A 22,927-nucleotide genomic window follows, 5' to 3' on the forward strand; every position below is an offset into this window, starting at 1 on the left:
TGACTCAGTCCTTCACCTGGAAGGTCGCGAACGCGGTGTCCCGCAGTTGCCGGCACTCCGCCGCGTCCCAGGCGTCCGCCTTGCAGGTGACCATGATCGCGTAGCCGTGCTGGTCGTCGGCCCGGAAGCCGCGATTGAGCACCCGTACGTCCTGGCCGCTCTGCTTGCGCGTGAACGACCAGTCGGCGACCGTCGGGTACCCCCGCCAGTCGACCGCCTTGATGTCGATGCGGTGGTAGTTCTGGACGCTGCCGCGGACGGCGGGCTCCAGGCTGCGCCAGGCGGCCGCGGCGTCGCTGCCGGGCTTGGCGTTGTAGTCGACCTGGACGCGCGGGAAGCCGCCCGAGGCGCTGTAGATCGCGCCGGAGTTCTGGCCGGCCGTGTCCGTCTGCTTCCAGCCGGACGGCAGGGCCACGGCGAAGTGGAACCCGCTGTGCGTCGCCGTTTCATAGCCCTGCGGCACCGCCTTTCCCTGGCCGTCACCGCCGGGCTTGCCGTCCTGGCCGCCGCCCTGCTTGCCGTCCGAAGGCCGGGAGGCGTTGCCGTCGGTGCCCTTCCCCGTGCCGCCCGCGCTGTCGCCGCCCGGGTCGGCCTGGCCGGTGGCGGCCTTGTCGCCGCCCGCCGCCCGGCCGTCGCCCTTCTCGTCACCGCCGCTGAGCGCGACGGCCAGCACCGTGCCGAGCACGGCCAGCACCACGACCACGGCGGCGATGACGAGCGTACGGCGGGGTACGACATCGGTGACGGACGCCCGCGGCGGGCCGGACGGGCGCGCGTCGTCGTCCGGCTTGTTCTCCGGGCGGGCCGCGGCGGCCGCGGCGGCTGCCGCCTTGCGCACGGCCTGGAGCGCGGTACGCACCTTCTCCTTGGCGCCCTCCGACTCGAAACCGGTCCGCCCGGCCGAGCCGACCGCCGTCGGCCAGTTCTTCGGCCCGTTGGTCGAGCCGGTCTGCGCCGACTGGCCGGTGGTGTTCCGCGTCGTCGAGGAGGCCGCCGCCTTGGCCGCGGAGCCCGTACTCGCACCCGGGGCCGAGCCCGCGCCCGTACTCGCACCCGGGGCCGTACGCGGTCCGGTGTCCGTCAGCGGACCGGCGGCCGACGCCGCGCGCGCACTCGCGGCCGGTGCCGTCGGGCCCGGACGCGACGTGCCGCGGTCCGTCTCCGGTGCGCGTCTCTCGGCGTCCTTCGCGCGCGGCTTGGGCTTCCACTGCGGGCGCGGCGCCGACGGCTTCGACCGCGCCGGCTCCCGGTCACGGTCCTTGTCCCGGCCGCGGTCCTTGGACTTCGCGGGGGATTCCGCGGGGACGACCGGCAGCGCCATGGCCCGGGTCGCATCCGGAGCGGGCGGTTCCGGTCCGGTGTCCTCCGGCGCGCTGGCCGCGTCCAGGAGCAGAGCACGCGCCGCCCGGTCGTCGAGCCGCGCCGCCGGGTCCTTCACCAGCAGCCCGTAGATGACCTCTTCCAGCACACCGGCGCTCTTCGGCGGCTCCAGCGGCTCGGTCATCACCGCGGTCAGCGTGGCGATCGCCGACCCCTTGTCGTACGGCGGCACGCCCTCGACACAGGCGTACAGCAGGCCGCCCAGCGACCACAGGTCCGCCGGAGGCCCCGGCTTCTGACCACGTGCCCGCTCGGGCGATATGTACGAGGGCGCGCCGACGAGCATGCCGGTGGAGGTCACCGAGGGGTCGCCCTCGACCTGGGCGATGCCGAAGTCGGTGAGCACGACCCGGCCGTCGTCGGACATCAGGACGTTGGAGGGCTTCACGTCGCGGTGCAGGATGCCCTCGCGGTGGGCGGCGTTCAGCACGTCGAGGACGGCGAGGCCGACCTCCGCCGCCCGGCGCGGCGTCAGCGGGCCGTCGTCGCGCACCACCTCGGCGAGGGAGCGGCCCTCGACCAGCTCCATGACGATCCACGGGCGGTCGTCCTCGTCGACCACGTCGAAGACCGTGACCGCGCCGTTGTTGCGGATCCGGGCGATCGCCTTGGCCTCCCGCAGCGTACGGGTGATCAGGCGGCGCTTCTCGTCCTCCTCGACCCCGCCAGGGAAGCGCAGTTCCTTGACCGCGACCGTACGGCCGAGCACTTCGTCCCGTGCGCGCCAGACCGTACCCATTCCGCCCCGGCCGAGGACTTCGGCGAGCCGGTACCGGCCGGCGAGCAGCCTGCCCTCCTTGCCGTCCATCTCGACCTCGTCGCCCACTGAATCCCCTCTGCAATCCAGCCGAGTTGGCATCTCGAACACTTGTCGATCACCAAACTGGCCCAACTCGGACAACCCACCCTGGCGGAGCCTTCATTCTCTCTCATCCGCGCCCGTGGGGAAGGCCAGGGTCCACGACTCGGCGCCTGTTGTGCACCCGCCATGATGGCCTGGAAGGGCGGCATCCCCGCTCACGAGGGCATCGTCGGCGCGGTGCCGCCGGGCCCCGGGACGGGAAACGGCAGCGGGAAAGAGGAGGGAAGCACGACCCGCCCCCCCCTTCCACCGCCCCCCGGAACGCGGGCGCCGGGGCCTCGCGCGCCGCCCGCACCCCCGTCCACACCCCGCCCGCCCACGGCTTCCCTGACGGCCTGCTCGACCTCACCGTCGTTTTGACGGCCTTCGCCCCTCTTCGCACCCCGCCGAGCCGCCCCGCGTAACACCCCACCAGTTACCGGGCCCCAGGTGCGGCTTGTTCCACCACACCCGGGGCCTGCTTCCCACCCGGCAGATCCGCCCGCGGACCGGAGCCCTACAGCGGCACGATGTCCGGCGCCCCCAGCCGCGCCGCGTCCGCCGTCAGGTCGTCCGGCTGCCGCTGCGACTCGCGCTCCGCCTCCACCCGCTTCTCGTAGTGCTGCACCTCGCGGTCGATCTGGTCCGCGTCCCAGCCCAGCACCGGCGCCATCAGCTCCGCGCACTCGCGGGCGCTGCGGGTGCCCCGGTCGAAGGTCTCGATGGAGATGCGGGTACGGCGGGTGAGGACGTCGTCGAGGTGGCGCGCGCCCTCGTGGGTGCAGGCGTAGACGGCCTCGGCGCGCAGGTAGTCATCGGCGGCGGCGAGCGGCTCGCCGAGCGCGGGGTCGGCCACGATGAGTTCGAAGACCTCGTCGGCCAGGGAGCCGTAACGATTCAGCAGGTGCTCGACCCGCACCACGTGCAGGCCGGTGCGCGCCGCCGTGTGGGCCCGCGCGTTCCACCTGGCCTTGTAGCCCTCGGCGCCGACGAGCGGGGTGTCCTCGGTGACGCACTCGGCCACCCGCTGGTCGAGCCCGTGCACCGCCTCGTCCACCGCGTCCTTGGCCATGACCCGGTACGTCGTGTACTTGCCGCCCGCGACCACCACGACCCCCGGCACCGGGTGCGCGACCGTGTGCTCGCGCGACAGCTTGCTGGTCGCGTCCGACTCGCCGGCCAGCAGGGGGCGCAGGCCCGCGTAGACGCCCTCGACGTCGTCGCGGGTCAGCGGTGTGGCGAGCACCGAGTTCACATGCTCCAGCAGATAGTCGATGTCGGCGCTGGACGCCGCCGGGTGCGCCTTGTCCAGGTCCCAGTCCGTGTCGGTCGTGCCGACGATCCAGTGCCTGCCCCACGGGATGACGAAGAGCACGCTCTTCTCCGTGCGCAGGATCAGCCCGGTCGTCGAGTGGATGCGGTCCTTGGGCACGACCAGGTGGATGCCCTTGGAGGCGCGTACGTGGAACTGGCCGCGCTCGCCGATCAGCGCCTGGGTGTCGTCGGTCCACACGCCGGTCGCGTTCACCACCTGGCGGGCCCGTACCTCGTACTCACCCCCGGCCTCCACGTCCTGTACCCGGGCACCGACCACGCGTTCGCCCTCGCGCAGGAAGCCGACCACCCGGGCCCGGTTGGCGGCGTCCGCCCCGTACGCGGCGGCGGTGCGGACGAGGTTCATCACGAAGCGGGCGTCGTCCATCTGCGCGTCGTAGTACTGCAACGCGCCGACCAGGGCGTCCTTCTTCAGGCAGGGCGCGACGCGCAGGGCGCGCTTGTGCGAGAGGTGCCGGTGTACGGGCAGGCCGCGGCCGTGTCCCGAGGAGACCGACATCCCGTCGTAGAGGGCGACGCCGGAGCCCGCGTACCAGCGCTCCCAGCCCTTGTGGGTGAGCGGGTAGAGGAACGGGACCGGCTTGACCAGGTGCGGCGCGAGCCGTTCCAGCAGCAGTCCGCGCTCCTTCAGCGCTTCCCGTACGAGCGCGAAGTCCAGCATCTCCAGATACCGCAGTCCGCCGTGGATGAGCTTGCTCGACCGGCTCGACGTGCCGGAGGCCCAGTCGCGGGCCTCGACCAGTCCGGTGTCCAGGCCGCGGGTCGCCGCGTCCAGTGCCGTGCCGGCGCCGACGACTCCGCCGCCGACCACCAAAATGTCCAGCTCCCGTTCCGCCATCCGTGCGAGCGCTTCGGCACGCTGGGCCGGTCCGAGTGTCGCTGTCCTCACCGCTGCCTCCCGCTGTGGTCGGGGTCACACTCCCCGTCCGTCGATTTTGGCCGCGCCACCGGCCCGTATCCACCCTCCGGCGGACGCGGCAACACCCCGCCGCCCCGATCCGCCAATCCCCATTCTGGGCCAAATGTCCGCTTAGTCTATTTATGCTCTTATGCTTCGACGCCTCATCCGGAACCGCTCGGGAAGGACGGCAGCCAGCCATGCCCGCAGACCTCGCCGTCATCGGACTAGGCCATATCGGTCTCCCCCTCGCCCAGACCGCCACCCTCGCCGGCGTGCGCACCATCGGCTACGACCCCGGACCGCCACCGGCGGCGCCCGCACCGGACGCCCCGGCGGCCGCACCCCCGGAAGGACGCCCGGCCACCACCCCGCACAGCCCGCACAGCCCGCTCACCGCGCCCGAGGTCCGCCGGCTGCTCTCGGCGGGCTTCCGCATCACCGACGACCCCACCGCGCTCGGCCGGGTCCGTACGGCAGTCATCTGCGCCCCCACCCCACTCGGCGAGGACGGCGCCCTCGACCTGACCGCGGTCGCCGACGCCGCCCGCGTACTGGCGGCGCACCTGCGCCCGCACACCACGGTCGTCCTGGAATCCACCGTCTACCCGGGCACCACCGAGGAATTCCTGCGCCCCCTCCTGGAAGAGGGCTCCGGCCTGACCGCGGGACGCGACTTCCACCTCGCCTGCTCCCCCGCCCGCCACGACCCCGCCGACCGCGCACACCGCTACGGCACCACCCCGAAGGTCATCGGCGGCCTGACGCCCGCCTGCACGGAGGCCGCGGCGGCGTTCTACGGCCGGCTCACCGACAAGGTCGTCCGCGCGCGCGGCCCGCGCGAGGCGGAGACGACCAAGCTGCTGGAGACCAATTACCGGCACCTGAACATCGCGCTCATGAACGAGATGGCGGTGCTCTGCCACGACATCGGCGTCGACCTGTGGGACGTCATCCGCTGCGCCGAGACCAAACCGTTCGGCTTCCAGGCGTTCCGGCCCGGCCCCGGCGTCGGCGGCCACACCGCCCCCATCGACCCCAACTACTACTCCTACAAGGGCCGTTCACTCGGCTACCCGCTGCGCATGGTCGAGCTGGCGCAGGAGGTCAACTCCCGGATGCCGCGGTACGTCGTACAGCGCTGCGCGACCCTGCTCAACGAGCACGGCAAGTCCGCCCGCGGCGCCCGCGTACTGCTCCTCGGTGTCACCTACAAGCCGGACACCGGCGACGAGGAAGGCTCCCCGGCCCGCGAGATCGCCTCCCGGCTCATGGAGTTGGGCGCGCACATCACGTACCACGATCCGTACGTCCACCACTGGCAGGTCCGGGACCGGCCCGTCCCGCGCGCCGACGCCCTCTACGAGGCCGCCGCCGGGGCCGACCTCACACTGTTGCTCCAGCATCACCGCACCTACGACCTCCAAGGCCTGGCGGTGAAGGCCCAGCTGCTGCTGGACACGCGAGGGGCGACGCCGACGGGTGCCGCGCACCGGCTCTGAGCCATGTCCCACGGGCGCTCCGGGCAGGCCCCCCACGGGCTCCGCCGCAACAATTCCACAGTGGACATGTCAGGTCGTCTGTTAATTTGTGACGGCGCACGGAACGTGTGCGCTTCCACACCGACCGGTCCCGCGCCCAGCGCCGCGACGGTCTCCACTTCGGGGGAATCTTCATGAGCCAGCCCTGGCCGCCCGCGCCTCAGCAGCCCCACCAGCCGCCGCAGGCTCCTTACGGCGCTCCCGCACCGGGCGTCTTCCCGGCGCCGATGGCCCCGCCCGCCCGCCAGGGCAACGCCGGCCTGGCCGTCGCCCTCGGCGTCGTCACCACGCTGGTCGCCGCCGGGATCTACGGCGCGGTCCTCAAGGCCGTCGACGGCGCCTCGATCGGCTACGCGGCACTCGCCGTCGGCGCGCTGATCGGCGCCGTCCTCGGCAAGGTCGGCGGCCGCAGCGCCGCCCTGCCCGTCGTAGGCGCGGTGCTCGGCCTGCTCGGGCTCTACCTGGGCCAGGTCTTCGGCATGGCCCTCCTTACGGCCGACGCCGCGCACGCCACGCTCGCCGAGACCGTCTTCGACCACTTCGACCTGGTCCACGCGGTGTGGAAGGAGTACCTCGGCGCGATCGACGTGGTCTTCTACCTGCTGGCGGCGGCCGGCGGCTTCCAGGTCGCCAAGAAGCTGGGCGCCTGACCCTCCCGCACGACGCGAAGGGCCCGGACCGCACATTCCGTGCGGTCCGGGCCCTTCGGCGTCTGTGGGCCGTGCCTCAGCGGTTGTCGTGCTGCGACGGCGCGACCGTCACCTCGACCCGCTGGAACTCCTTCAGCTCGGAGTAACCGGTGGTCGCCATCGCCCGGCGCAGCGCGCCGAAGAAGTTCATCGAACCGTCCGGCGTGTTCGAGGGACCGCACAGGATCTCCTCGGTGGTGCCGACCGCACCCAGGTCCATCCGCTTGCCGCGCGGCACGTCCGGGTGCACGGCCTCCATGCCCCAGTGGTGGCCGCGGCCCGGCGCGTCCGTGGCGCGCGCCAGCGGCGAGCCCATCATCACCGCGTCCGCGCCGCAGGCGATGGCCTTGGGCAGGTCGCCGGACCAGCCCACGCCGCCGTCGGCGATCACGTGGACGTACCGGCCGCCGGACTCGTCCATGTAGTCCCGGCGGGCAGCGGCCACGTCGGCCACCGCGGTCGCCATCGGCACCTGGATGCCGAGCACGTTACGGGTGGTGTGCGCGGCACCGCCGCCGAAGCCCACCAGCACACCCGCCGCGCCGGTGCGCATCAGGTGCAGGGCCGCGGTGTACGTGGCGCAGCCGCCGACGATCACCGGGACGTCCAGCTCGTAGATGAACTGCTTCAGGTTCAGCGGCTCGGCCGCCGAGGAGACGTGCTCGGCGGAGACGGTGGTGCCGCGGATCACGAAGATGTCCACGCCCGCGTCCACGACGGCCTTGGAGAACTCGGCCGTCCGCTGCGGGGAGAGCGCGGCGGCGGTAACCACACCGGAGTCGCGCACCTCCTTGATGCGCTGCCCGATCAGCTCTTCCTTGATCGGCGCGGCGTAGATCTCCTGGAGGCGCTTGGTGGCGGCCTCGCCGTCCAGCTCCGCGATCTCCGCGAGCAGCGGCTCCGGGTCCTCGTAGCGCGTCCAGAGCCCTTCCAGGTTCAGTACGCCCAGGCCGCCCAGCTCACCGATGCGGATCGCGGTCTGCGGAGAGACGACCGAGTCCATCGGGGCCGCCAGGAACGGCAGCTCGAAACGGTAGGCATCGATCTGCCAGGCGATCGAGACCTCCTTCGGGTCGCGGGTGCGCCGACTCGGTACGACGGCGATGTCGTCGAAGGCGTATGCCCGGCGGCCGCGCTTGCCGCGCCCGATCTCGATCTCAGTCACGTGTGTGGCCTTTCCCTCTACGTATGCCGTTCCAGTATCCCCGACACGCGAAAACCCGCGGCCGGACGGTCGCGGGCTTCCTCGTGTGCGCGCTACAGGTTACGGGTCACCGCCGCGCGTAGTTCGGCGCCTCGGTCACCATCTGCACGTCGTGCGGGTGGCTCTCCTTGAGGCCCGCGGACGTGATGCGGACGAAGCGGCCCTTGTCCTTCAGCTCCTCGATGCTCGCGGAGCCGACGTAGCCCATGGAGGCGCGCAGGCCGCCGATGAGCTGGTGGGCCACCGAGCCGAGCGGGCCGCGGTAGGGGACCTGGCCCTCGATGCCCTCGGGGACCAGCTTGTCCTCGGAGAGAACGTTGTCCTGGAAGTAGCGGTCCTTGGAGAAGGAGCGCGCCTGGCCGCGGGACTGCATCGCGCCGAGCGAGCCCATGCCGCGGTACGACTTGAACTGCTTGCCGTTGATGAAGACCATCTCGCCCGGCGACTCCTCGCAGCCGGCCAGCAGCGAGCCCAGCATGACCGTGTCGGCGCCCGCCGCGATGGCCTTGGCGATGTCGCCGGAGAACTGCAGGCCGCCGTCGCCGATCAGCGGCACGCCCGCCGCGTTCGCGGCCTGCGCGGCCTCGTAGATCGCGGTGACCTGCGGTACGCCGACGCCGGCGACGACGCGGGTGGTGCAGATCGAGCCCGGGCCGACACCGACCTTGATGCCGTCCGCGCCGGCGTCGATCAGCGCCTGGGCGCCGTCGCGGGTGGCGACGTTGCCGCCGACCACGTCGACGCGGACGTTGGACTTCACCTTGGCGATCATGTCGAGGATGCCGCGGCTGTGGCCGTGCGCGCTGTCCACGACCAGGAAGTCCGCGCCGGCCTCGACGAGCGCCTGGGCGCGGTCGTACGCCTCGTCGCCGACACCCACCGCGGCACCGACGACCAGCCGGCCCTCGGCGTCCTTGGCCGCGTTCGGGTACTTCTCGGCCTTCACGAAGTCCTTGACCGTGATCAGGCCCTTGAGGATGCCCGCGTCGTCGACCAGCGGCAGCTTCTCGATCTTGTGGCGGCGGAGCAGCTCGATGGCGTCCTCGCCGGAGATGCCGACCTTGCCGGTGACCAGCGGCATCGGGGTCATGACCTCGCGCACCTGGCGGCTGCGGTCCAGCTCGAAGGCCATGTCGCGGTTGGTGACGATGCCCAGCAGCTTGCCCGCCGGGTCGGTCACCGGCACCCCGCTGATGCGGAACTTCGCGCAGAGCGCGTCCGCCTCGACGAGGGTGGCGTCCGGGCGGACCGTGATCGGGTCGGTGACCATGCCGGACTCGGAGCGCTTGACCAGGTCGACCTGGTTGGCCTGGTCCTCGATGGACAGGTTGCGGTGCAGCACGCCCGCGCCGCCCTGCCGCGCCATGGCGATCGCCATCCGCGCCTCGGTCACCTTGTCCATGGCGGCGGAGAGCAGCGGGATGTTGACCCGGACGTTGCGCGAGACCCGGGACGCCGTGTCGACCGCGTTCGGCAGCACCTCGGAGGCGCCGGGCAGCAGCAGCACGTCGTCATATGTCAGACCGAGCATCGCGAATTTGGCGGGCATTCCGTCGACGTTGTCAGTCATGACACCTTCCCAAATGGTCTTGCCTCAGCGCGGACACCCATGCTAACGGCCACCACAGGCGTCTCATTCCACAACCGGTGAGGAGCGCATCACTTGTACGTTCCTACGAAATCGCAGCAGCACGGACGTGCATTCCTACGGCTGTGCGTTTCTTCGACTGTACGTTCCCCCGGCGTGTCCGGTCGCCCCGGCCTCCGCCGGCCCCCCGGCCGCGGCCCGGCGCGCACCGCGCTCCCCCGGCGCGGCTACTGCTCGGCCAGCGCCCGCAGCCGACTCAGCGCCCGGTGCTGAGCCACCCGCACCGCGCCCGGCGACATCCCCAGCATCTGCCCGGTCTCCTCGGCCGTCAGCCCGACCGCGACCCGCAGCAGCACCAGCTCACGCTGGTTCTCCGGCAGGTTGGCCAGCAGCTTCTTGGCCCACTCGGCGTCGCTGCTGAGCAGCGCCCGCTCCTCGGGACCCAGCGAGTCGTCCGGCTGCTCGGGCATCTCGTTGGACGGCACGGCCGTGCTTCCCGGACCGCGCATCGCGGCCCGCTGCAGGTCGGCGACCTTGTGGGCGGCGATGGCGAAGACGAACGCCTCGAAGGGCTTTCCGGTGTCCCGGTAGCGCGGCAGCGCGCAGAGCACCGCGACGCAGACCTCCTGCGCCAGGTCCTCCACGAAGTGGCGCGCGTCACCCGGCAGCCGGGACAGCCGGGTACGGCAATAGCGCAGCGCGAGGGGGTGCACATGGGCCAGCAGGTCATGGGTGGCCCGGCGATCCCCTTCCACGGCGCGTGCGACGAGATCGCCGATCTCCTGAATCCCGTCATCGCGCATCGGTCCATGGTGCCTTGGCGTCGCGCGATCCGTGGCATCAGGTCCGTACTTGTGCACCGAAGCGTTATGAGCGGCAGGTGCGCCGGCTGTCATCTCCCGCGCCCTCCCCTCGCACCGGATCGGCCCGTCCCCGAGGAACTCCATACCTCAAGGATGCGGCACCGCGCGCCGAACCGGGGTTCCGCTCCCGGACCGGCGCCCGCGGGGCCGCCTGCCGCCCCGCCCGCCACGCGGCGGGCGGGGTCCCTCAATCCCCCGCATCGCTGCACTTCACAGCCGTCCTAGCGGACCAGACCCCAGCGGAATCCGAGCGCGACCGCGTGGGCCCGGTCGGAGGCGCCGAGCTTCTTGAACAGTCGCCGGGCGTGGGTCTTGACCGTGTCCTCGGAGAGGAACAGCTCACGTCCGATCTCCGCGTTGGAGCGGCCGTGACTCATGCCCTCCAGCACTTGGATCTCGCGCGCGGTGAGCGTCGGCGCGGCCCCCATCTCGGCCGACCGCAGCCGGCGCGGGGCGAGCCGCCAGGTGGGGTCGGCGAGCGCCTGGGTGACCGTCGCGCGCAGCTCGGCACGCGAGGCGTCCTTGTGCAGATAGCCGCGGGCGCCGGCGGCGACCGCCAGGGCCACCCCGTCCAGATCCTCGGCGACCGTGAGCATGATGATGCGGGCCCCGGGGTCGGCGGAGAGCAGCCGGCGCACCGTCTCGACCCCGCCCAGTCCGGGCATCCGCACGTCCATCAAGATCAGGTCCGAGCGATCGGCGCCCCAGCGGCGGAGGACTTCCTCGCCGTTGGCCGCTGTCGTCACACGCTCTACACCGGGCACGGTCGCGACCGCGCGGCGGAGCGCCTCTCGGGCAAGCGGGGAGTCGTCACAGACGAGGACGGATGTCATGACCGCCCTCCGCAGCTGATGCGCGTCACCTTGAGCCTCCAGGCTGGTACGTATCGTCACCTGAGCGATCGACCGCCTCGGACATCTGCCCGAGACCTACCTCCGCCAACCGCTTCCGCCCTCTCAACGACGGTCACTCGAAAGAGTTACGGGTTGGGCAGCCGCCTTCGACACTCTACGTGAGGGCCCGGACACGCAGAAGATGCGACGTCGAGCGCGACCCCGCTTCGTAGCGCTATGCCCTATTTGGTGGCTTTTCTTCCTTTTTCATGGTGTCTGTGGCTAGATTCGCAATGAGTCATATTTACATCTACTTAGACAGTAGATGTACGGTCGTGAGCACCGAGCCCGAACCGGTACCGCTTCGAGGGGACTAGCAATGGCAGATTTCTCGCGCCTTCCGGGCCCGAACGCAGACCTCTGGGACTGGCAGCTGCTCGCCGCGTGCCGTGGCGTGGACAGCTCCCTCTTCTTCCACCCCGAGGGCGAGCGCGGTGCCGCCCGCAGCGCGCGTGAGACATCGGCGAAAGAGGTGTGCATGCGCTGCCCCGTACGCGCCCAGTGCGCGGCGCACGCCCTCGCGGTCCGCGAGCCCTACGGGGTGTGGGGCGGGCTGACGGAGGACGAGCGCGAAGAACTGATGGGCCGGGCGCGGCACCGGCTGGTGCCGGCGACGGTGGCGGTGGGGCACCCCGGCGCCGGGGGCGCGTGAGAGCACGGACCGAAGAGGAGAAACGTTTCTTCGGGAACTTCACCCGGATGGCCCAGTCGGACCGGGCCCCGGCCGGACCCCTCAGCGGCGGATCTCTCAGCGGCGGACCGCGCCCGCGAGCCGGCCGAGCATCGCCTCGACCGCCGGGACCCGCGCCAGGTCCGGCAGGGTGAGCGCCACGACCTCGCGCTGCACGCACGGCTCCATCGTGACCGTACGGACCCCCTTGTGCCGTACCGACTCCAGCGCCAGCTCCGGCAGTACGGCGACCCCGAGACCCGCGCCGACCAGGCCGATCACCGCCGGGTAGTCATCCGTCGCGAAGTCGATGCGCGGCGTGAAGCCCGCCCCCTCGCAGACCTCGACCAGGTGCCGCCGGCAGCGCGGGCAGCCCGCGATCCACGGCTCCCCGGCCAGGTCGGCGTAGCCCGCCGTACCGGCCCCGGCCAGCCGGTGGGTTTCCGGGACCAGGCCCACCAGACGGTCGACCAGGACCGGCCGGACGACCAGGTCGTCCCACTCCGCGTCGGCCGCGGGGTCGGCGCCGCGCACCTCCGGGTACCGGAAGGCCAGCGTGATCTCGCAGTCGCCGTTGCGCAGCATCTCGACGGACCGCGGCGGCTCGGCCTCCACCAGGGAGACGCGGGTGCCGGGGTGGGCGGCGCGCATGGCGGCCAGCGCGGTGGGCACCAGCGTGGAGCTGCCGGAGGGGAAGGAGACCAGCCGTACCCGCCCGGCGCGCAGGCCCGCGATGGCGGCGACCTCCTCCTCGGCGGCGGTGAGCCCGGCCAGGATGCCGGTGGCGTGCCGTACCAGCGCCTCACCCGCCTGCGTCAGCCGCATCTCGCGGCCGGTGCGGATCAGCAGCGGGGTGCCCGCGGACTGTTCGAGGGCCTTCATCTGCTGGCTGACGGCGGGCTGGGTGCAGCCCAGCTCGCGGGCGGCGGCGGAGAAGGATCCGGTCCGGGCGACGGCGCGCAGCACACGGAGATGACGGGCCTCGATCATGGCGCGATCATAAGCGAGCCTTGGGGCGGGCGCGAAATAATGGGTCGCGACTTTGGCCGGATGCCAGTAGCGTGCCGCCATGAAGCTTCTGTCTGTGAATGTGGGGCGGCCGGGGCCCATGGAGTACCCCGGTGCCACGGGCAGTACGGGCATCGGAAAGCAGCCCGTCGACGGACCGGTGGCGGTGTCCGCCCCCGGTCCCAAGGGTGTCGCCGGCAGCGGTCTGGCCGGTGACGCGGTGGTCAACCTCCAGCACCACGGCGGCGACGACCAGGCGGTTTACGCGTACGCCCGCGAGGACCTGGACGTCTGGGAGAAGGAGCTGGGCCGCGAACTGCCCGCCGGGCTGTTCGGGGAGAACCTCACCACCCGCGGCCTGGACGTGACCCACGCCCGGATCGGCGAACGCTGGCGCGTCGGCTCCCGGCTGCTGCTGGAGGTGACCTCGGCGCGCATCCCCTGCCTGACCTTCCAGGGACGGCTGGGCGAGCCGGGCTGGATCAAGCGCTTCACCCGGGCCGGAGTGCCCGGCGCGTACCTGCGGGTCGTCGAGCCGGGCGAGATCCGCGCCGGGGACCCGATCACCGTCGAGCACCGCCCGGACCACGACGTGACGGTCGCGCTCGCCTTCCGCGGCATGACCACGGAACGCGCGGTGCTGCCGCGGCTCCTGGAGGCGGGGGCGGCACTCCACCCCGAACTGCGCGAATGGGCACTCAAGTACATCCGTACCCAAGAGGCTTGAACCCGGGTGAACAAGGCGTCCGGGCCCCGGCCGGCGCGTACCGGCCAGGGGGGAGTGGCGTGCGCGGATGCGGATAGCGTGCCCGTATGACGACTGCATTGATTACGGGAGCGACGGCGGGCATCGGCGCCGCTTTCGCCCGCCGCCTGGCGGGCGACGGCCACAACCTGGTGCTCGTTGCACGCAACGAGAAGCGGCTGCGCGAGCAGGCCACCGAGCTGCACGACCTGCACGGCGTCGAGGTCTCCGTGCTCACCGCCGACCTGGCGACCGAGGACGGCATCGCCGCGGTCGAGCAGCGGCTCGGCGACCGCACCCACCCGGTGGACCTGCTGGTCAACAACGCGGGCTTCGGCAACAAGGGTGAATTCCTGGACGTACCGATGGCCGACGAGCTGAAGATGCTCAAGGTGCATTGCGAAGCGGTGCTGCGGCTGACGTCGGAGGCGCTCAAGGGGATGCGCGAGCGGCGCCGCGGCGGGGTCGTCAACGTCGCCTCGGTGGCCGCGTTCGTGCCGCGCGGCACGTACGGGGCGAGTAAGGCGTGGGTCGTGCAGTTCACCCAGGGCGCCGCCCGCGACCTGGCGGGCAGCAACGTACGGCTGATGGCGCTGTGCCCCGGCTTCGTACGGACCGAGTTCCACGAGCGGGCCGGGATGGGGACGGACAACATCCCCGACTGGATGTGGCTGGACCCCGGCAAGCTGGTGGACGCGGCGATGAAGGACCTGGCGCGCGGCAAGTCGCTGTCCATCCCGGACCCGCGCTACAAGGCACTGATGGGCGTGGCGAAGCTGGCGCCGCGCAACCTCCTCGGCGGGATCACGTCGAAGACGGGGCGCAAGTACGGGCCGCAGTGACGCGGTGCGGTACGGGCCGTGGGTGAGGAATCCGCGGCCCGTACCGTTTCCCGGACAGTCGTCAGCGGACGCCGGGGCCCTCGTAAGCGCCGATGGTGGGGGCTCCGGCGGGCAGCGGTGTGCCGAAGTAGTCGCGGCCGCCGCTGTCCGGCACGTGCTGCCCGGCGGCGTGGGCCGGTGTCCCAATGGTGAGACGGAAGTCGTCGCGCAGTCCGGGGTCGGCTGTGGTGCCGCCGGGGTTGGCGGGCAAGCGCGCCGGTGGCAGGCCGTGGAAGACGTTGTGGTCGAAGCGCAGGCCGGGTGTGGGGTTCTTCAGGGCGTAGCCGCCCTGTCCGCGGCTGACGAAGATGTTGTTGCGGACGGTCAGCTGGTGGTCGGTGGTGGTGGGGGCCGCGGTGTCGTCCTGGACCAGGTAGGCAGGGATGCGGTCCGCGTTAAGGAAGCTGTTGTTGTAAATGCGGGTGTCGAGGATGGGTCCCGCGCAGTTCTGGATCAGCCGGGCGCCGTCGTCGCGGCTGATGTTGTAGCGAACGGTGGTGCCCACGGTCTTGGCGCCGCTGTACGGGCACAGCAGCAGGAAGCCGCCCTTGTTGTCGTGGCTGTTGTTGTACTGGAACACCGTGTTCCGGGAGGCGCCGTCCGCGTCGAAGGACATGCCGTCATGGGTATTGCCACCGCCGGAGACCTCGTTGAACTGGACGAGGGTGTCGTCCGTGTTGAACGTCCAGATCCCCGCGTTGGCCGAGGGCGAGCGGAGCTGGAAGCCGTCCACCCGGTTGTGCTCGACGACGGCGCCCGCCGTGGTGTCCAGCTTGATGCCGTCGCCCGCCAGTGACCTTAGGGTGTTGTGGTGGATGCGGACCCGGGTGCTCGGGGTCCAAGCGCCGGGGTAGGTGTGCGGGTCCTGCTGGTTGCCGACGAGCGCGCGCTTGGACCAGGTCGACTTGAAGTACACGCCCTCCCGGTCGACGTCCTCGATGTGGTTCCCGGCGATCTCCAGGCCGTCGTAGCGGCTCGGCCGCGCCGTGCCTTCGACCGCGACATGGATTCCGCTGGACCCGGTCAGGGTCTTGGCGTCGCCGCCGCGTACGTCGTGCACGTACAGCCCGGTGACCGCGGTTCCGCGGGCGGTGCCGTAATCCGTCAGGCGCAGCCGTACGCCGTTGCGTTCGCCGCCGGGGCGAGCAGCGTTGACGACCTCCAGAGCGCTTAGCCGCACGTACCGCATGTTGGCCAGCAGAACGGTGTCATGCGCACCGGCGCCGTCCAGACGGGCACGGGCGGCGGCGCTCCCGTAATCGGCGATGGTGAAGGGGGCTGCGGCGGAGCCCTCGCCCCTGGGGGCGAGGGTGCCGGTACAGGTGCTGCCGCGGCGGAACAGCAGGCGGTCTCCGGGGCCGTACGGCCGGGCGTTGGCCTGCGCCAGGGTGGACCAGGGGCGGGCGCGGGAGCCGTCGCCCCCTGCGGGCGCGGCGCAGTCGACGTGGAAGACGTGCCCCGCCGAAGCGGAGGGGCGGTCGGCGGCGCGCGCGCCGGGGACTGTGACGAGCGTGAACGCGGCGGACAGAGCGAGCACGGTGGGTATCGCGCGCGCAGCGGCGCGCGGTCCGGGACTCATGGTGCGGTTCCTGAGCCGGGTCTCATGGTCCGTGGGCCTCCGTTATGGGGCGGTGGCGGTGTCCGCGGTCAGGGTCAGGGTGCTGGGGGTGCCGTCCTTCCAGGTCACGTGGATGTCGTGGGAGCCGGTGAGCCGGACCTCGGCCAGTGTGTGAGCCGGTGCCGGGCCGGGCTCGGCAGTGAGCGAGGCGATCGAGACGAACAGCGCGCCTTCCGGGGCGTCCGGCACGGTGCCGTCGAGGCAGGCAGTGCGGGTGTGCTCCCCGAAGGGCGTACTGCCGGTCGGTACGGTCCTCGGCTGCCCGCCGTCCTCACTGAAGCCGTGTACGGCGTGGAGCTGGGCGGCCGGCCCGTCGTCCGGGACGGCCCAGCCGGTCTGGCGTACCGGCGTGCCGGGGGCAGCCCCGGTGACGAGGTGGACGCGCACCTCGGCGCGGCCGTGCGCCAGGGTCGCGGACAGCACCCGTACGCCGGTGAATTCGGAGCCGTCCGCGCGGCGCGGTGTGTGTGCCGAGGCGGCCCAGCCGGGACCGCTGCCGCGCGGTTCGACCGGTCCGCGGCCGGTGGGCGTGCCGTCCACGAGCAGCGCGAAGTGATTGTCCGGGGTCGCGGCAGGAGTGGTGTCGGGGCCGGGGTTGGCGGACGTGTCCAGGTTCTCCGTGGTCTCCTCCGCGGCCGACGGGCCCGTACGCGTCGAATAGGCGAACCGCGCGTAGTTCGGGTCGGCCGGGCCGAAGACCGAGGAACTGCCGTGGTTGTGCAGCCTGACCAGCCCGTCGGCCGCCGTGGACTGCACGAGCAGGCCGGGCGCGCGCAGCGTCGTGACGGCGTCCCCGGTCTCGGCCGGCAGCGGCTCCTCCCGCTCGGTCCAGGCGGGGTGACCGTCCGGCAGCAGCAGGCCGAGAAGGCCCTTGGACGCCCAGTACGGGGAGGCGGGACCGGAGTATCCCTGGAGCATCGGCGCGTACGGGCCGTACCAGCCGAGCGGCAGGAGGCCCTCGTCCGTCACCGCGCCGTGGTCGAGGAAGTGCCGCAGGGTGCCGGAGGCCAGGCGGCGGGTGGCGCCGGGGCTGAGCGGGGTGTGGCCGGTGAGCGCGCCGAGCCAGGGGGCGGCGAGGGTGGCGAAGCGGTAGGTGAGCGAGCGGCCGAACGGCATCGGGGCGCCGTTGGCGTCGAACATCCGGCGGTACCCGTCGAGGTGGGCACGCAGCCGCTCGCCGTACGTGTCGAGCAGCGCGCGGTCGCCGGAGAGATGGGCGTGCAGGACGGGATAGAAATGCAGCGCCCAGCCGTTGTAATGGTCGAATGCCTGGTTGTCGCCGTCGCTGTACCACCCCTCGCCCCGGTACCAGCCGTCGATCCGCTCCAGCGCGCGGTCGACGGACGCCTGCGCGCGCTCCGTCTCGACACCCGCGTCGAGCAGGAAGCCGCCGACGGTGAGACCGAACAGCCACCAGTTGTTGTCGATGGGCGGCGGGTCGAGGGCGGGCAGCAGCCACTCCACGGCCCGGGTGCGGACCTTGTCGTCCAGGGTGTCCCACAGCCAGGGACGGGTCAGACGCAGGCCCAGGGCGACGGAGGCGGATTCGACGATGGCCTGCCGGGTGTCCGGCATGACCGGCCAGGCGTCGGGGTGCTTGCCGTCGAGCCCCGGCTCGGTCACCGGATGCTCGGTACCCGCGGCGAGCCCTTCGCCGTACCGCTCCAGATAGCCGTGCGGATCCCGGCCGCCGCTGCCGGCCACCCGGAAGGCGGCCGCGAGGAAGGTCCGGGCGTACCCTTCGAGACCGTCCGAGCGCGGGCCCGCCCAACTCGGCCGGGCACCCGGAAGGTTGATGAGTCCGTTGCGGGGCGACGCGTACGGGACGACCGCCCCCAGAAGGCTGTCGGCCGTGGCTTCCCAGTGCGCACGGGTCCAGCCGGTGTACGGACTGCGCTCGCGGTCCTCCGGCGGAAGCGGACCGGCCTTTCGGCCGGCGGGCTGGGCGGGCTGCGGGGGCTGGGGCACGGTCATGAGCGCTTCCCTTACGGTCGACGACCAAGAAATCCTCAACTCGCCGCGATCGAACGTCAAGAGCACCTGATCGAATGACCGGATACTGGGCCGTTCGATCACGCTGGACTAGGGTGCGTCTTCACTTGGGAGATGGGCCCGGTCCGGCCGCCGTCCCGGCCGCCACCGGTCCACCACACCGCGAGGGGGCTGCCGCCGTGCGCGAGCGTGCTGTGCAACGTCATGACCGCCTGCTGTCCTTGGTACGGCAGCGGGGCTCGGCCCGCGTCACCGACCTGGCCGGACAGCTCGGCGTCTCGCCCGTCACCGTACGGCGCGACGTCGAGGCGCTGGCCGGCAAGGGCCTGCTCGACCGGGTGCACGGCGCGGTGTCCTGGCCCCGGCAGCGCGACCGGGCGGCCGACGGCCGCGCACCCGCCGCCGAAGGGCTGGTGCTGGGCCTGCTGGCGCCCTCGGCCACGTACTACTTCGCCGACGTGATCCGCGGCGCCCACGAAGCCGCGGCGCGGGCCGGGGCCCGGCTCGTCCTGCGGATATCCGACTACCGGCCCGAGGAGGACCCGGCGCGCGCCGAAGGCCTGCTGTCGGCCGGAGCCGAGGGCCTGCTCGTCGCCCCGGGCTGGCGCGGCCCCGGCGATCCGGCCGAATACGGCGGCTGGGTCGCCGAACTGCCCGTACCCGTAGTACTGCTGGAACGCAGCGTGCCCCCGGACAGCCCGCTGGCAGCACTCGACCGGGTGTGCTCGGACCACGGCCACGGGGTACTGCTCGCCCTGCGCCACCTGATCGCGCAGGGCCACACCGCGCCGCTGCTGGTGGCCCGCGCCGACAGCCCGACGGCGCTTGCGGTGCGCGAGGGGTACGACGCGGCGCTGCGGGCCCTCGGCGCGCCGCGGCCACGACCGGTGATCGGCTCGGTGCCGGCCGAACTGGACCCGGCGGGGTTCGAACGGGCCGTACGGGAACTGCGGGCGGCGGTGGCCTCGGGGGAGGCGACGGCGGCACTGGTGCACAACGACGTGGACGCGATCCAGATGGTGCAGCGGCTGGCCGAACTGGGCGTACGGGTGCCGCGCGACCTGGCGCTCGTCGCGTACGACGACGAGGTGGCCGCGCTGGCGGACACACCGCTGACAGCCGTGGCACCACCCAAACGCGAGGTGGGACGGCAGGCCGCACGCCTCCTGGTGGACCGGCTGCGCGAAGGTGTGGACGGGGGCGGGGAACCGGGCAGGGGCGGGCGCGGGGCTTCGGGGTCGCCGGCGGGGGCGCTCCCCGGCCCGCTCACCGGCCCGGCCGGGGAACCGGCGCCGCGACGCCACCTCACCCTGCTGCCGGCCCTGCGGGTGCGCGCGTCGTGCGGGGTGGGGAGCGGTTCGGGTGGCGGGTCCGCCACTGCGGGAGGCGAGGCCTCGGGCCCCACCCCGGGCGGCGGCTCCCGCTCCCCGCTCCCTCCCCCATCCTGTTCTTTTTTCGATCAATCAATCTTTCGCTCTTGACTTCGCTCAAGGCCGGCCCAAGGATCGCGGATCGCGGCCATCACCTTCGCGCCGTATCCCTCCCCACGCTCAGGAGCCGCGCCATGAGCCCCAGTTGGAGCAGAACGACCCTCGCGCTGGCCGGCGGCCTCACCGCCCTGACCCTCCTCACGGCCTGTGGCGGCAGCAGTGGTGCCGCCGGGAGCGAAGGCCCCGTGACCCTCACGTACTGGGGCTGGACCAAGGGCACGAAGCAGGCCGTGGACGCGTTCAACGCCACCCACCGCGACACGGAGGTGCGGTTCGAGGAGATCCCCTCGGGCACCGCGGGCGGGTACGCCAAGATCTCCAACGCGGTCAAGGCGGGCAACGCGCCCGACCTGGTCAGCGTCGAGTACCCGACCCTCCCCGAGTTCGTCAGCCAGGGCGCCCTCCAGGACATCACCCCGTACGTGACGCCCGAACTGAAGAAGAAGCTGCTGCCGCAGGCCGTCCGGCTGACCACTCTCGGCGGCCGGAACTGGGCTGTTCCCTTCGACGCCGCACCGCAGGTCTTCTACTACCGCAAGGACTTCTTCACCCAGCACAAGATCGAAGTGCCGCGGACCTGGGACGCCTTCCGCACCGCCGCGGCCGCGGTGAAGAAGGCCGACCCGAAGGCCCGTATCGGCACCTTCTTCCCCGACGACCCGACCACCTTCGAGGCGATGGCCTGGCAGGCCGGTGCCCACTGGTTCGCCACCCAGGGCGACTCCTGGAAGCTGACCACCACCGACCCGGCGACCAGGAAGGTCACCGATTACTGGCAGGGCCTCCTCAAGGGCGGCCTCGTCCACACCCATGTCTCCTTCAGCCCCGGATGGACCAACTCGCTCAAGAGCGGCGGCACCGTCGGCTACCTCGGCGCCTCCTGGGGCGCGGGCGTCCTCAAGGGCACCCTGCCGGAACAGAGCGGCAAGTGGGCCGCGGCACCCGTCCCGACCTGGGACGGCAGGCCCGCCAGCGGGATGCTCGGCGGGTCGACGACCGCGGTGACCAAGGGCAGTCGGCACACCGGGGCCGCGATGCGGTTCGCGACCTGGATGTCCACCGCCGCCGACGCGGTCAAGGCCCGCGTCGCCTCCGGCGAATCCAGTGCCTACCCGGCCGCCACCGCACTGCGCCCGGTCGCCCGGCAGGCGTTCGGCACCCGCTACTACGGCGGCCAGGACGTGTACGCCCTCTTCGACGCCGCGGCCGCCTCGGTCAACGAGAAGTGGGGCTGGGGCCCGGCCACCAGCACCACCAACACCACGCTGAAGGACGAGTTCGGCAAGGTGGCGGGCGTGGGCGGCGGTACGGGCTCGCTCACCGCCGCCGTACGCGCCGGAAGCGACGCGACGGTACGCGAACTGAAGAAGCGCGGCCTGAAGGTCATGGGCCGGTGAACGCCAAAGCGCGGGCCGTCACCGTCCTGCTCACCCCCTTCTTCGCCCTGTTCACCGTGGTCATGGTCGTCCCGATCGGGTACGCGGTCTGGCTCAGCCTCTTCACCGAGCAGCAGTCCGGCCTCGGCTTCGGCGGTACGCACACGGTCTTCAGCGGACTCGGCAACTACGCGGCCGCGCTCGGCGACCACGCCTTCCGCGACGGCTTCCGCGTCCTCCTCGGTTACTGCGTCCTCTGCATCCCCCTCCTGCTGGCCGGCGCGCTGGCGCTCGCCCTGCTGCTGGACTCCACCCTCGCCCGCGCCCGGCGCTTCTTCCAGCTCGCGCTGTTCCTGCCGCACGCCGTACCGGGCATCATCGCCGCCCTGATCTGGGTCTACCTCTACACGCCCCAACTCAGCCCGGTCGTCACCGCGATGGAGTCCGGCGGCCTCGGCTTCGACTTCCTGTCCCCCTCCGGAGCGCTGCCCTCGGTCGTCAACATCGCCCTGTGGGAGTGGCTCGGCTACAACATGGTCATCTTCTACGCCGCCCTCCAGGCCATCGACCGCTCGGTGATCGAGGCCGCGACCGTGGACGGCGCGGGCGCCTGGCGCATCGCGACCGGTATCAAGGTCCCCCTCATCCGCTCCTCCCTCGTCATGGTGGCCCTCTTCACCGTCATCGGCTCGCTCCAGCTCTTCACCGAGCCGCTGATCCTCAACCAGGGCTCCGGCTCCGCCGTCACCTCCTCCTGGACGCCGAACATGTACGCCTACACCGCCGCCTTCGCCCGCAACGATTACGGCCTCGCCGCCGCCTCGTCCGTCCTGCTCGCCCTCGCCGCCGCGCTGCTCTCCTTCGCCGTCACCCGCCTCTCCCGCCGGTCCCCCCGGTCCCGCCGGCCCTCCCGGCCCGGCCGCCGCCTGCCGGGCCCGTCCCGTCCCCCGCTCGCCCACCCGAAAGACAGGCCCTGATGGCGCCCCCGCACCGCACCGCCGTCGCCGGTCCGGCGGCCTCCGTGCCCGTACGGCCGTCCCGCACCCCGTCCGTACGCGCCGCCACCCGCCGGCCGCGCAGCCGCTGGCTGTCCCCCGCCGCCGTCAATGCGGCACTCGGCCTCGCCGTCCTCTACACGCTCTTCCCCCTCGTCTGGCTGGTCACCGCCGCCACCAAGGACGCGGGCGGCCTGCTGGCCGGCGACGCCCTGTCCTTCGAGGGCTTCGACCTGGCCGGCAACCTCTCCCGCCTCGCCTCCGAGGGCAACGGCATCTACTTCCGGTGGTACGCCAACAGCCTGCTCTACGCGGGCGTCGGCGCCGCGCTCTGCGCCCTGATCTCCGTCGCCGCCGGATACGCCTTCGACAAGTACGCGTTCGCCGGGAAGGAGAAGCTGTTCGGCGTCGTCCTGCTCGGCGTCCTGGTCCCCACCACCGCGCTGGCCCTCCCCCTGTATCTGCTGGCCAGCAGGACCGGCGTGGTCAACACCTACTGGTCGGTGCTGGTGCCCGCACTCGTCAACCCGTTCGGCGTATACCTGGCACGGGTCTTCAGCGCCGGCCATATCCCGGACGAGGCGCTGGAAGCGGCGCGTATCGACGGCGCGGGCGAGCTGCGCGTCTTCTGGTCCATCGGCCTGCGGATGGTCGCGCCGGGCCTGGTGACCGTCTTCCTCTTCCAGTTCACCGCGATCTGGAACAACTTCTTCCTCCCCCTCGTGATGCTCTCCGACCAGCGGCTCTTCCCCGTGAGCCTCGGCCTGTACGCCTGGAACGGCAACGCGCACGGCGAGCCGTCCTTCTACCCCCTCGTCGTCACCGGCTCCCTCCTCGCCGTCCTCCCCCTGATCATCGCCTTCGTGACCCTCCAGCGGCACTGGAAGGCCGGACTCGCCGCCGGAAGCGTCAAATGACGC

Annotated in this window: 18 protein-coding genes; 9 read left to right on the top strand and 9 right to left on the bottom strand. The window is 72.1% G+C overall.

The window, feature by feature from the left end; genetic code table 11:
* Positions 1 to 4: 4 nt before the first annotated feature.
* Together ACZ53K_RS06540 and ACZ53K_RS06545 are read right to left on the bottom strand one after the other, a co-directional pair.
* Entirely contained in the window at positions 5 to 2,188 is a 2,184-nt protein-coding gene (locus ACZ53K_RS06540) for a serine/threonine-protein kinase (RefSeq protein ID WP_468832799.1), read from the bottom strand.
* 550 nt (positions 2,189 to 2,738) lie between these two features.
* Complete coding sequence (locus ACZ53K_RS06545; protein WP_468832541.1) at positions 2,739 to 4,445, bottom strand: glycerol-3-phosphate dehydrogenase/oxidase; 1,707 nt, start codon at positions 4,443 to 4,445, stop codon at positions 2,739 to 2,741.
* A 209-nt stretch (positions 4,446 to 4,654) separates the two neighbouring features.
* On the opposite strand from ACZ53K_RS06545, the gene ACZ53K_RS06550 reads away from it, so the two are divergent.
* Together ACZ53K_RS06550 and ACZ53K_RS06555 are read left to right on the top strand one after the other, a co-directional pair.
* Positions 4,655 to 5,956 (top strand): nucleotide sugar dehydrogenase, encoded by a 1,302-nt coding sequence (locus ACZ53K_RS06550; protein ID WP_468832542.1) that lies wholly within the window; start codon positions 4,655 to 4,657, stop codon positions 5,954 to 5,956.
* A gap of 173 nt (positions 5,957 to 6,129) precedes the next feature.
* Positions 6,130 to 6,645 carry a hypothetical protein gene (locus ACZ53K_RS06555; protein WP_468832544.1) on the top strand — a complete coding sequence of 172 codons (516 nt, stop codon included), beginning with the start codon at positions 6,130 to 6,132 and terminating at the stop codon, positions 6,643 to 6,645.
* 76 nt (positions 6,646 to 6,721) lie between these two features.
* Here ACZ53K_RS06555 and ACZ53K_RS06560 read toward each other — a convergent pair whose 3' ends face one another.
* The 4 genes from ACZ53K_RS06560 to ACZ53K_RS06575 form a co-directional block, all read right to left on the bottom strand.
* Positions 6,722 to 7,849 carry a GuaB3 family IMP dehydrogenase-related protein gene (locus tag ACZ53K_RS06560; protein WP_468832545.1) on the bottom strand — a complete coding sequence of 376 codons (1,128 nt, stop codon included), beginning with the start codon at positions 7,847 to 7,849 and terminating at the stop codon, positions 6,722 to 6,724.
* 106 nt (positions 7,850 to 7,955) lie between these two features.
* Positions 7,956 to 9,458 (bottom strand): IMP dehydrogenase, encoded by a 1,503-nt coding sequence (gene guaB / locus ACZ53K_RS06565; protein ID WP_468832547.1) that lies wholly within the window; start codon positions 9,456 to 9,458, stop codon positions 7,956 to 7,958.
* A gap of 245 nt (positions 9,459 to 9,703) precedes the next feature.
* Positions 9,704 to 10,279, bottom strand: a complete 576-nt coding sequence (locus tag ACZ53K_RS06570) for a sigma-70 family RNA polymerase sigma factor (RefSeq protein ID WP_003984493.1) — start codon at positions 10,277 to 10,279, stop codon at positions 9,704 to 9,706.
* 281 nt (positions 10,280 to 10,560) lie between these two features.
* Positions 10,561 to 11,172, bottom strand: coding sequence for a response regulator transcription factor (locus tag ACZ53K_RS06575; RefSeq protein WP_003948568.1), 612 nt, complete (start codon positions 11,170 to 11,172; stop codon positions 10,561 to 10,563).
* A gap of 379 nt (positions 11,173 to 11,551) precedes the next feature.
* On the opposite strand from ACZ53K_RS06575, the gene ACZ53K_RS06580 reads away from it, so the two are divergent.
* The gene (locus ACZ53K_RS06580) at positions 11,552 to 11,884 is read left to right on the top strand and encodes a WhiB family transcriptional regulator (protein ID WP_468832549.1); all 333 of its coding nucleotides are present in this window, start codon (positions 11,552 to 11,554) and stop codon (positions 11,882 to 11,884) included.
* 96 nt (positions 11,885 to 11,980) lie between these two features.
* Here the strand turns inward: ACZ53K_RS06580 and ACZ53K_RS06585 are convergent, their stop codons facing one another.
* A complete protein-coding gene (locus ACZ53K_RS06585; protein ID WP_468832550.1) occupies positions 11,981 to 12,892 on the bottom strand; it encodes a LysR family transcriptional regulator in 912 nt (303 codons plus the stop codon).
* Positions 12,893 to 12,971: 79 nt separating this feature from the next.
* On the opposite strand from ACZ53K_RS06585, the gene ACZ53K_RS06590 reads away from it, so the two are divergent.
* Positions 12,972 to 13,637: an MOSC domain-containing protein gene (locus ACZ53K_RS06590; RefSeq protein WP_468832552.1), complete on the top strand. Its 666-nt coding sequence runs from the start codon at positions 12,972 to 12,974 to the stop codon at positions 13,635 to 13,637.
* 86 nt (positions 13,638 to 13,723) lie between these two features.
* Complete coding sequence (locus ACZ53K_RS06595) at positions 13,724 to 14,497, top strand: SDR family NAD(P)-dependent oxidoreductase (RefSeq protein WP_468832553.1); 774 nt, start codon at positions 13,724 to 13,726, stop codon at positions 14,495 to 14,497.
* Positions 14,498 to 14,558: 61 nt separating this feature from the next.
* Here ACZ53K_RS06595 and ACZ53K_RS06600 read toward each other — a convergent pair whose 3' ends face one another.
* Together ACZ53K_RS06600 and ACZ53K_RS06605 are read right to left on the bottom strand one after the other, a co-directional pair.
* Positions 14,559 to 16,115 carry a right-handed parallel beta-helix repeat-containing protein gene (locus tag ACZ53K_RS06600; protein ID WP_468832554.1) on the bottom strand — a complete coding sequence of 519 codons (1,557 nt, stop codon included), beginning with the start codon at positions 16,113 to 16,115 and terminating at the stop codon, positions 14,559 to 14,561.
* Between the two features lie 42 nt (positions 16,116 to 16,157).
* Complete coding sequence (locus ACZ53K_RS06605; protein WP_468832556.1) at positions 16,158 to 18,128, bottom strand: DUF2264 domain-containing protein; 1,971 nt, start codon at positions 18,126 to 18,128, stop codon at positions 16,158 to 16,160.
* A 197-nt stretch (positions 18,129 to 18,325) separates the two neighbouring features.
* On the opposite strand from ACZ53K_RS06605, the gene ACZ53K_RS06610 reads away from it, so the two are divergent.
* From ACZ53K_RS06610 to ACZ53K_RS06625, 4 genes are all read left to right on the top strand, one after another.
* Positions 18,326 to 19,627 (top strand): LacI family DNA-binding transcriptional regulator, encoded by a 1,302-nt coding sequence (locus ACZ53K_RS06610; protein ID WP_468832557.1) that lies wholly within the window; start codon positions 18,326 to 18,328, stop codon positions 19,625 to 19,627.
* 83 nt (positions 19,628 to 19,710) lie between these two features.
* Complete coding sequence (locus tag ACZ53K_RS06615; RefSeq protein WP_468832558.1) at positions 19,711 to 21,033, top strand: ABC transporter substrate-binding protein; 1,323 nt, start codon at positions 19,711 to 19,713, stop codon at positions 21,031 to 21,033.
* Positions 21,030 to 21,989, top strand: a complete 960-nt coding sequence (locus tag ACZ53K_RS06620) for a carbohydrate ABC transporter permease (RefSeq protein ID WP_468832560.1) — start codon at positions 21,030 to 21,032, stop codon at positions 21,987 to 21,989. The genes ACZ53K_RS06615 and ACZ53K_RS06620 overlap by 4 nt, the downstream gene beginning before the upstream one ends.
* On the top strand, positions 21,989 to 22,924 hold the full coding sequence (locus ACZ53K_RS06625; protein WP_468832561.1) for a carbohydrate ABC transporter permease: 936 nt from the start codon (positions 21,989 to 21,991) through the stop codon (positions 22,922 to 22,924). The genes ACZ53K_RS06620 and ACZ53K_RS06625 overlap by 1 nt, the downstream gene beginning before the upstream one ends.
* Positions 22,925 to 22,927: the final 3 nt, after the last annotated feature.

Source organism: Streptomyces sp. NPDC033221, from assembly GCF_055577005.1.

Bases quoted from the DNA above. Each gene is read 5' to 3' on its own strand.
- ACZ53K_RS06575 (WP_003948568.1), bottom strand. From the start codon at position 11,172: ATGACATCCGTCCTCGTCTGTGACGACTCCCCGCTTGCCCGAGAGGCG.
- ACZ53K_RS06625 (WP_468832561.1), top strand. From the start codon at position 21,989: ATGGCGCCCCCGCACCGCACCGCCGTCGCCGGTCCGGCGGCCTCCGTG.
- ACZ53K_RS06580 (WP_468832549.1), top strand. From the start codon at position 11,552: ATGGCAGATTTCTCGCGCCTTCCGGGCCCGAACGCAGACCTCTGGGAC.
- ACZ53K_RS06570 (WP_003984493.1), bottom strand. From the start codon at position 10,279: ATGCGCGATGACGGGATTCAGGAGATCGGCGATCTCGTCGCACGCGCC.
- ACZ53K_RS06540 (WP_468832799.1), bottom strand. From the start codon at position 2,188: ATGGACGGCAAGGAGGGCAGGCTGCTCGCCGGCCGGTACCGGCTCGCC.
- ACZ53K_RS06595 (WP_468832553.1), top strand. From the start codon at position 13,724: ATGACGACTGCATTGATTACGGGAGCGACGGCGGGCATCGGCGCCGCT.
- ACZ53K_RS06600 (WP_468832554.1), bottom strand. From the start codon at position 16,115: ATGAGTCCCGGACCGCGCGCCGCTGCGCGCGCGATACCCACCGTGCTC.
- ACZ53K_RS06555 (WP_468832544.1), top strand. From the start codon at position 6,130: ATGAGCCAGCCCTGGCCGCCCGCGCCTCAGCAGCCCCACCAGCCGCCG.
- ACZ53K_RS06550 (WP_468832542.1), top strand. From the start codon at position 4,655: ATGCCCGCAGACCTCGCCGTCATCGGACTAGGCCATATCGGTCTCCCC.
- ACZ53K_RS06590 (WP_468832552.1), top strand. From the start codon at position 12,972: ATGAAGCTTCTGTCTGTGAATGTGGGGCGGCCGGGGCCCATGGAGTAC.
- ACZ53K_RS06585 (WP_468832550.1), bottom strand. From the start codon at position 12,892: ATGATCGAGGCCCGTCATCTCCGTGTGCTGCGCGCCGTCGCCCGGACC.
- ACZ53K_RS06605 (WP_468832556.1), bottom strand. From the start codon at position 18,128: ATGACCGTGCCCCAGCCCCCGCAGCCCGCCCAGCCCGCCGGCCGAAAG.
- guaB (WP_468832547.1), bottom strand. From the start codon at position 9,458: ATGACTGACAACGTCGACGGAATGCCCGCCAAATTCGCGATGCTCGGT.
- ACZ53K_RS06615 (WP_468832558.1), top strand. From the start codon at position 19,711: ATGAGCCCCAGTTGGAGCAGAACGACCCTCGCGCTGGCCGGCGGCCTC.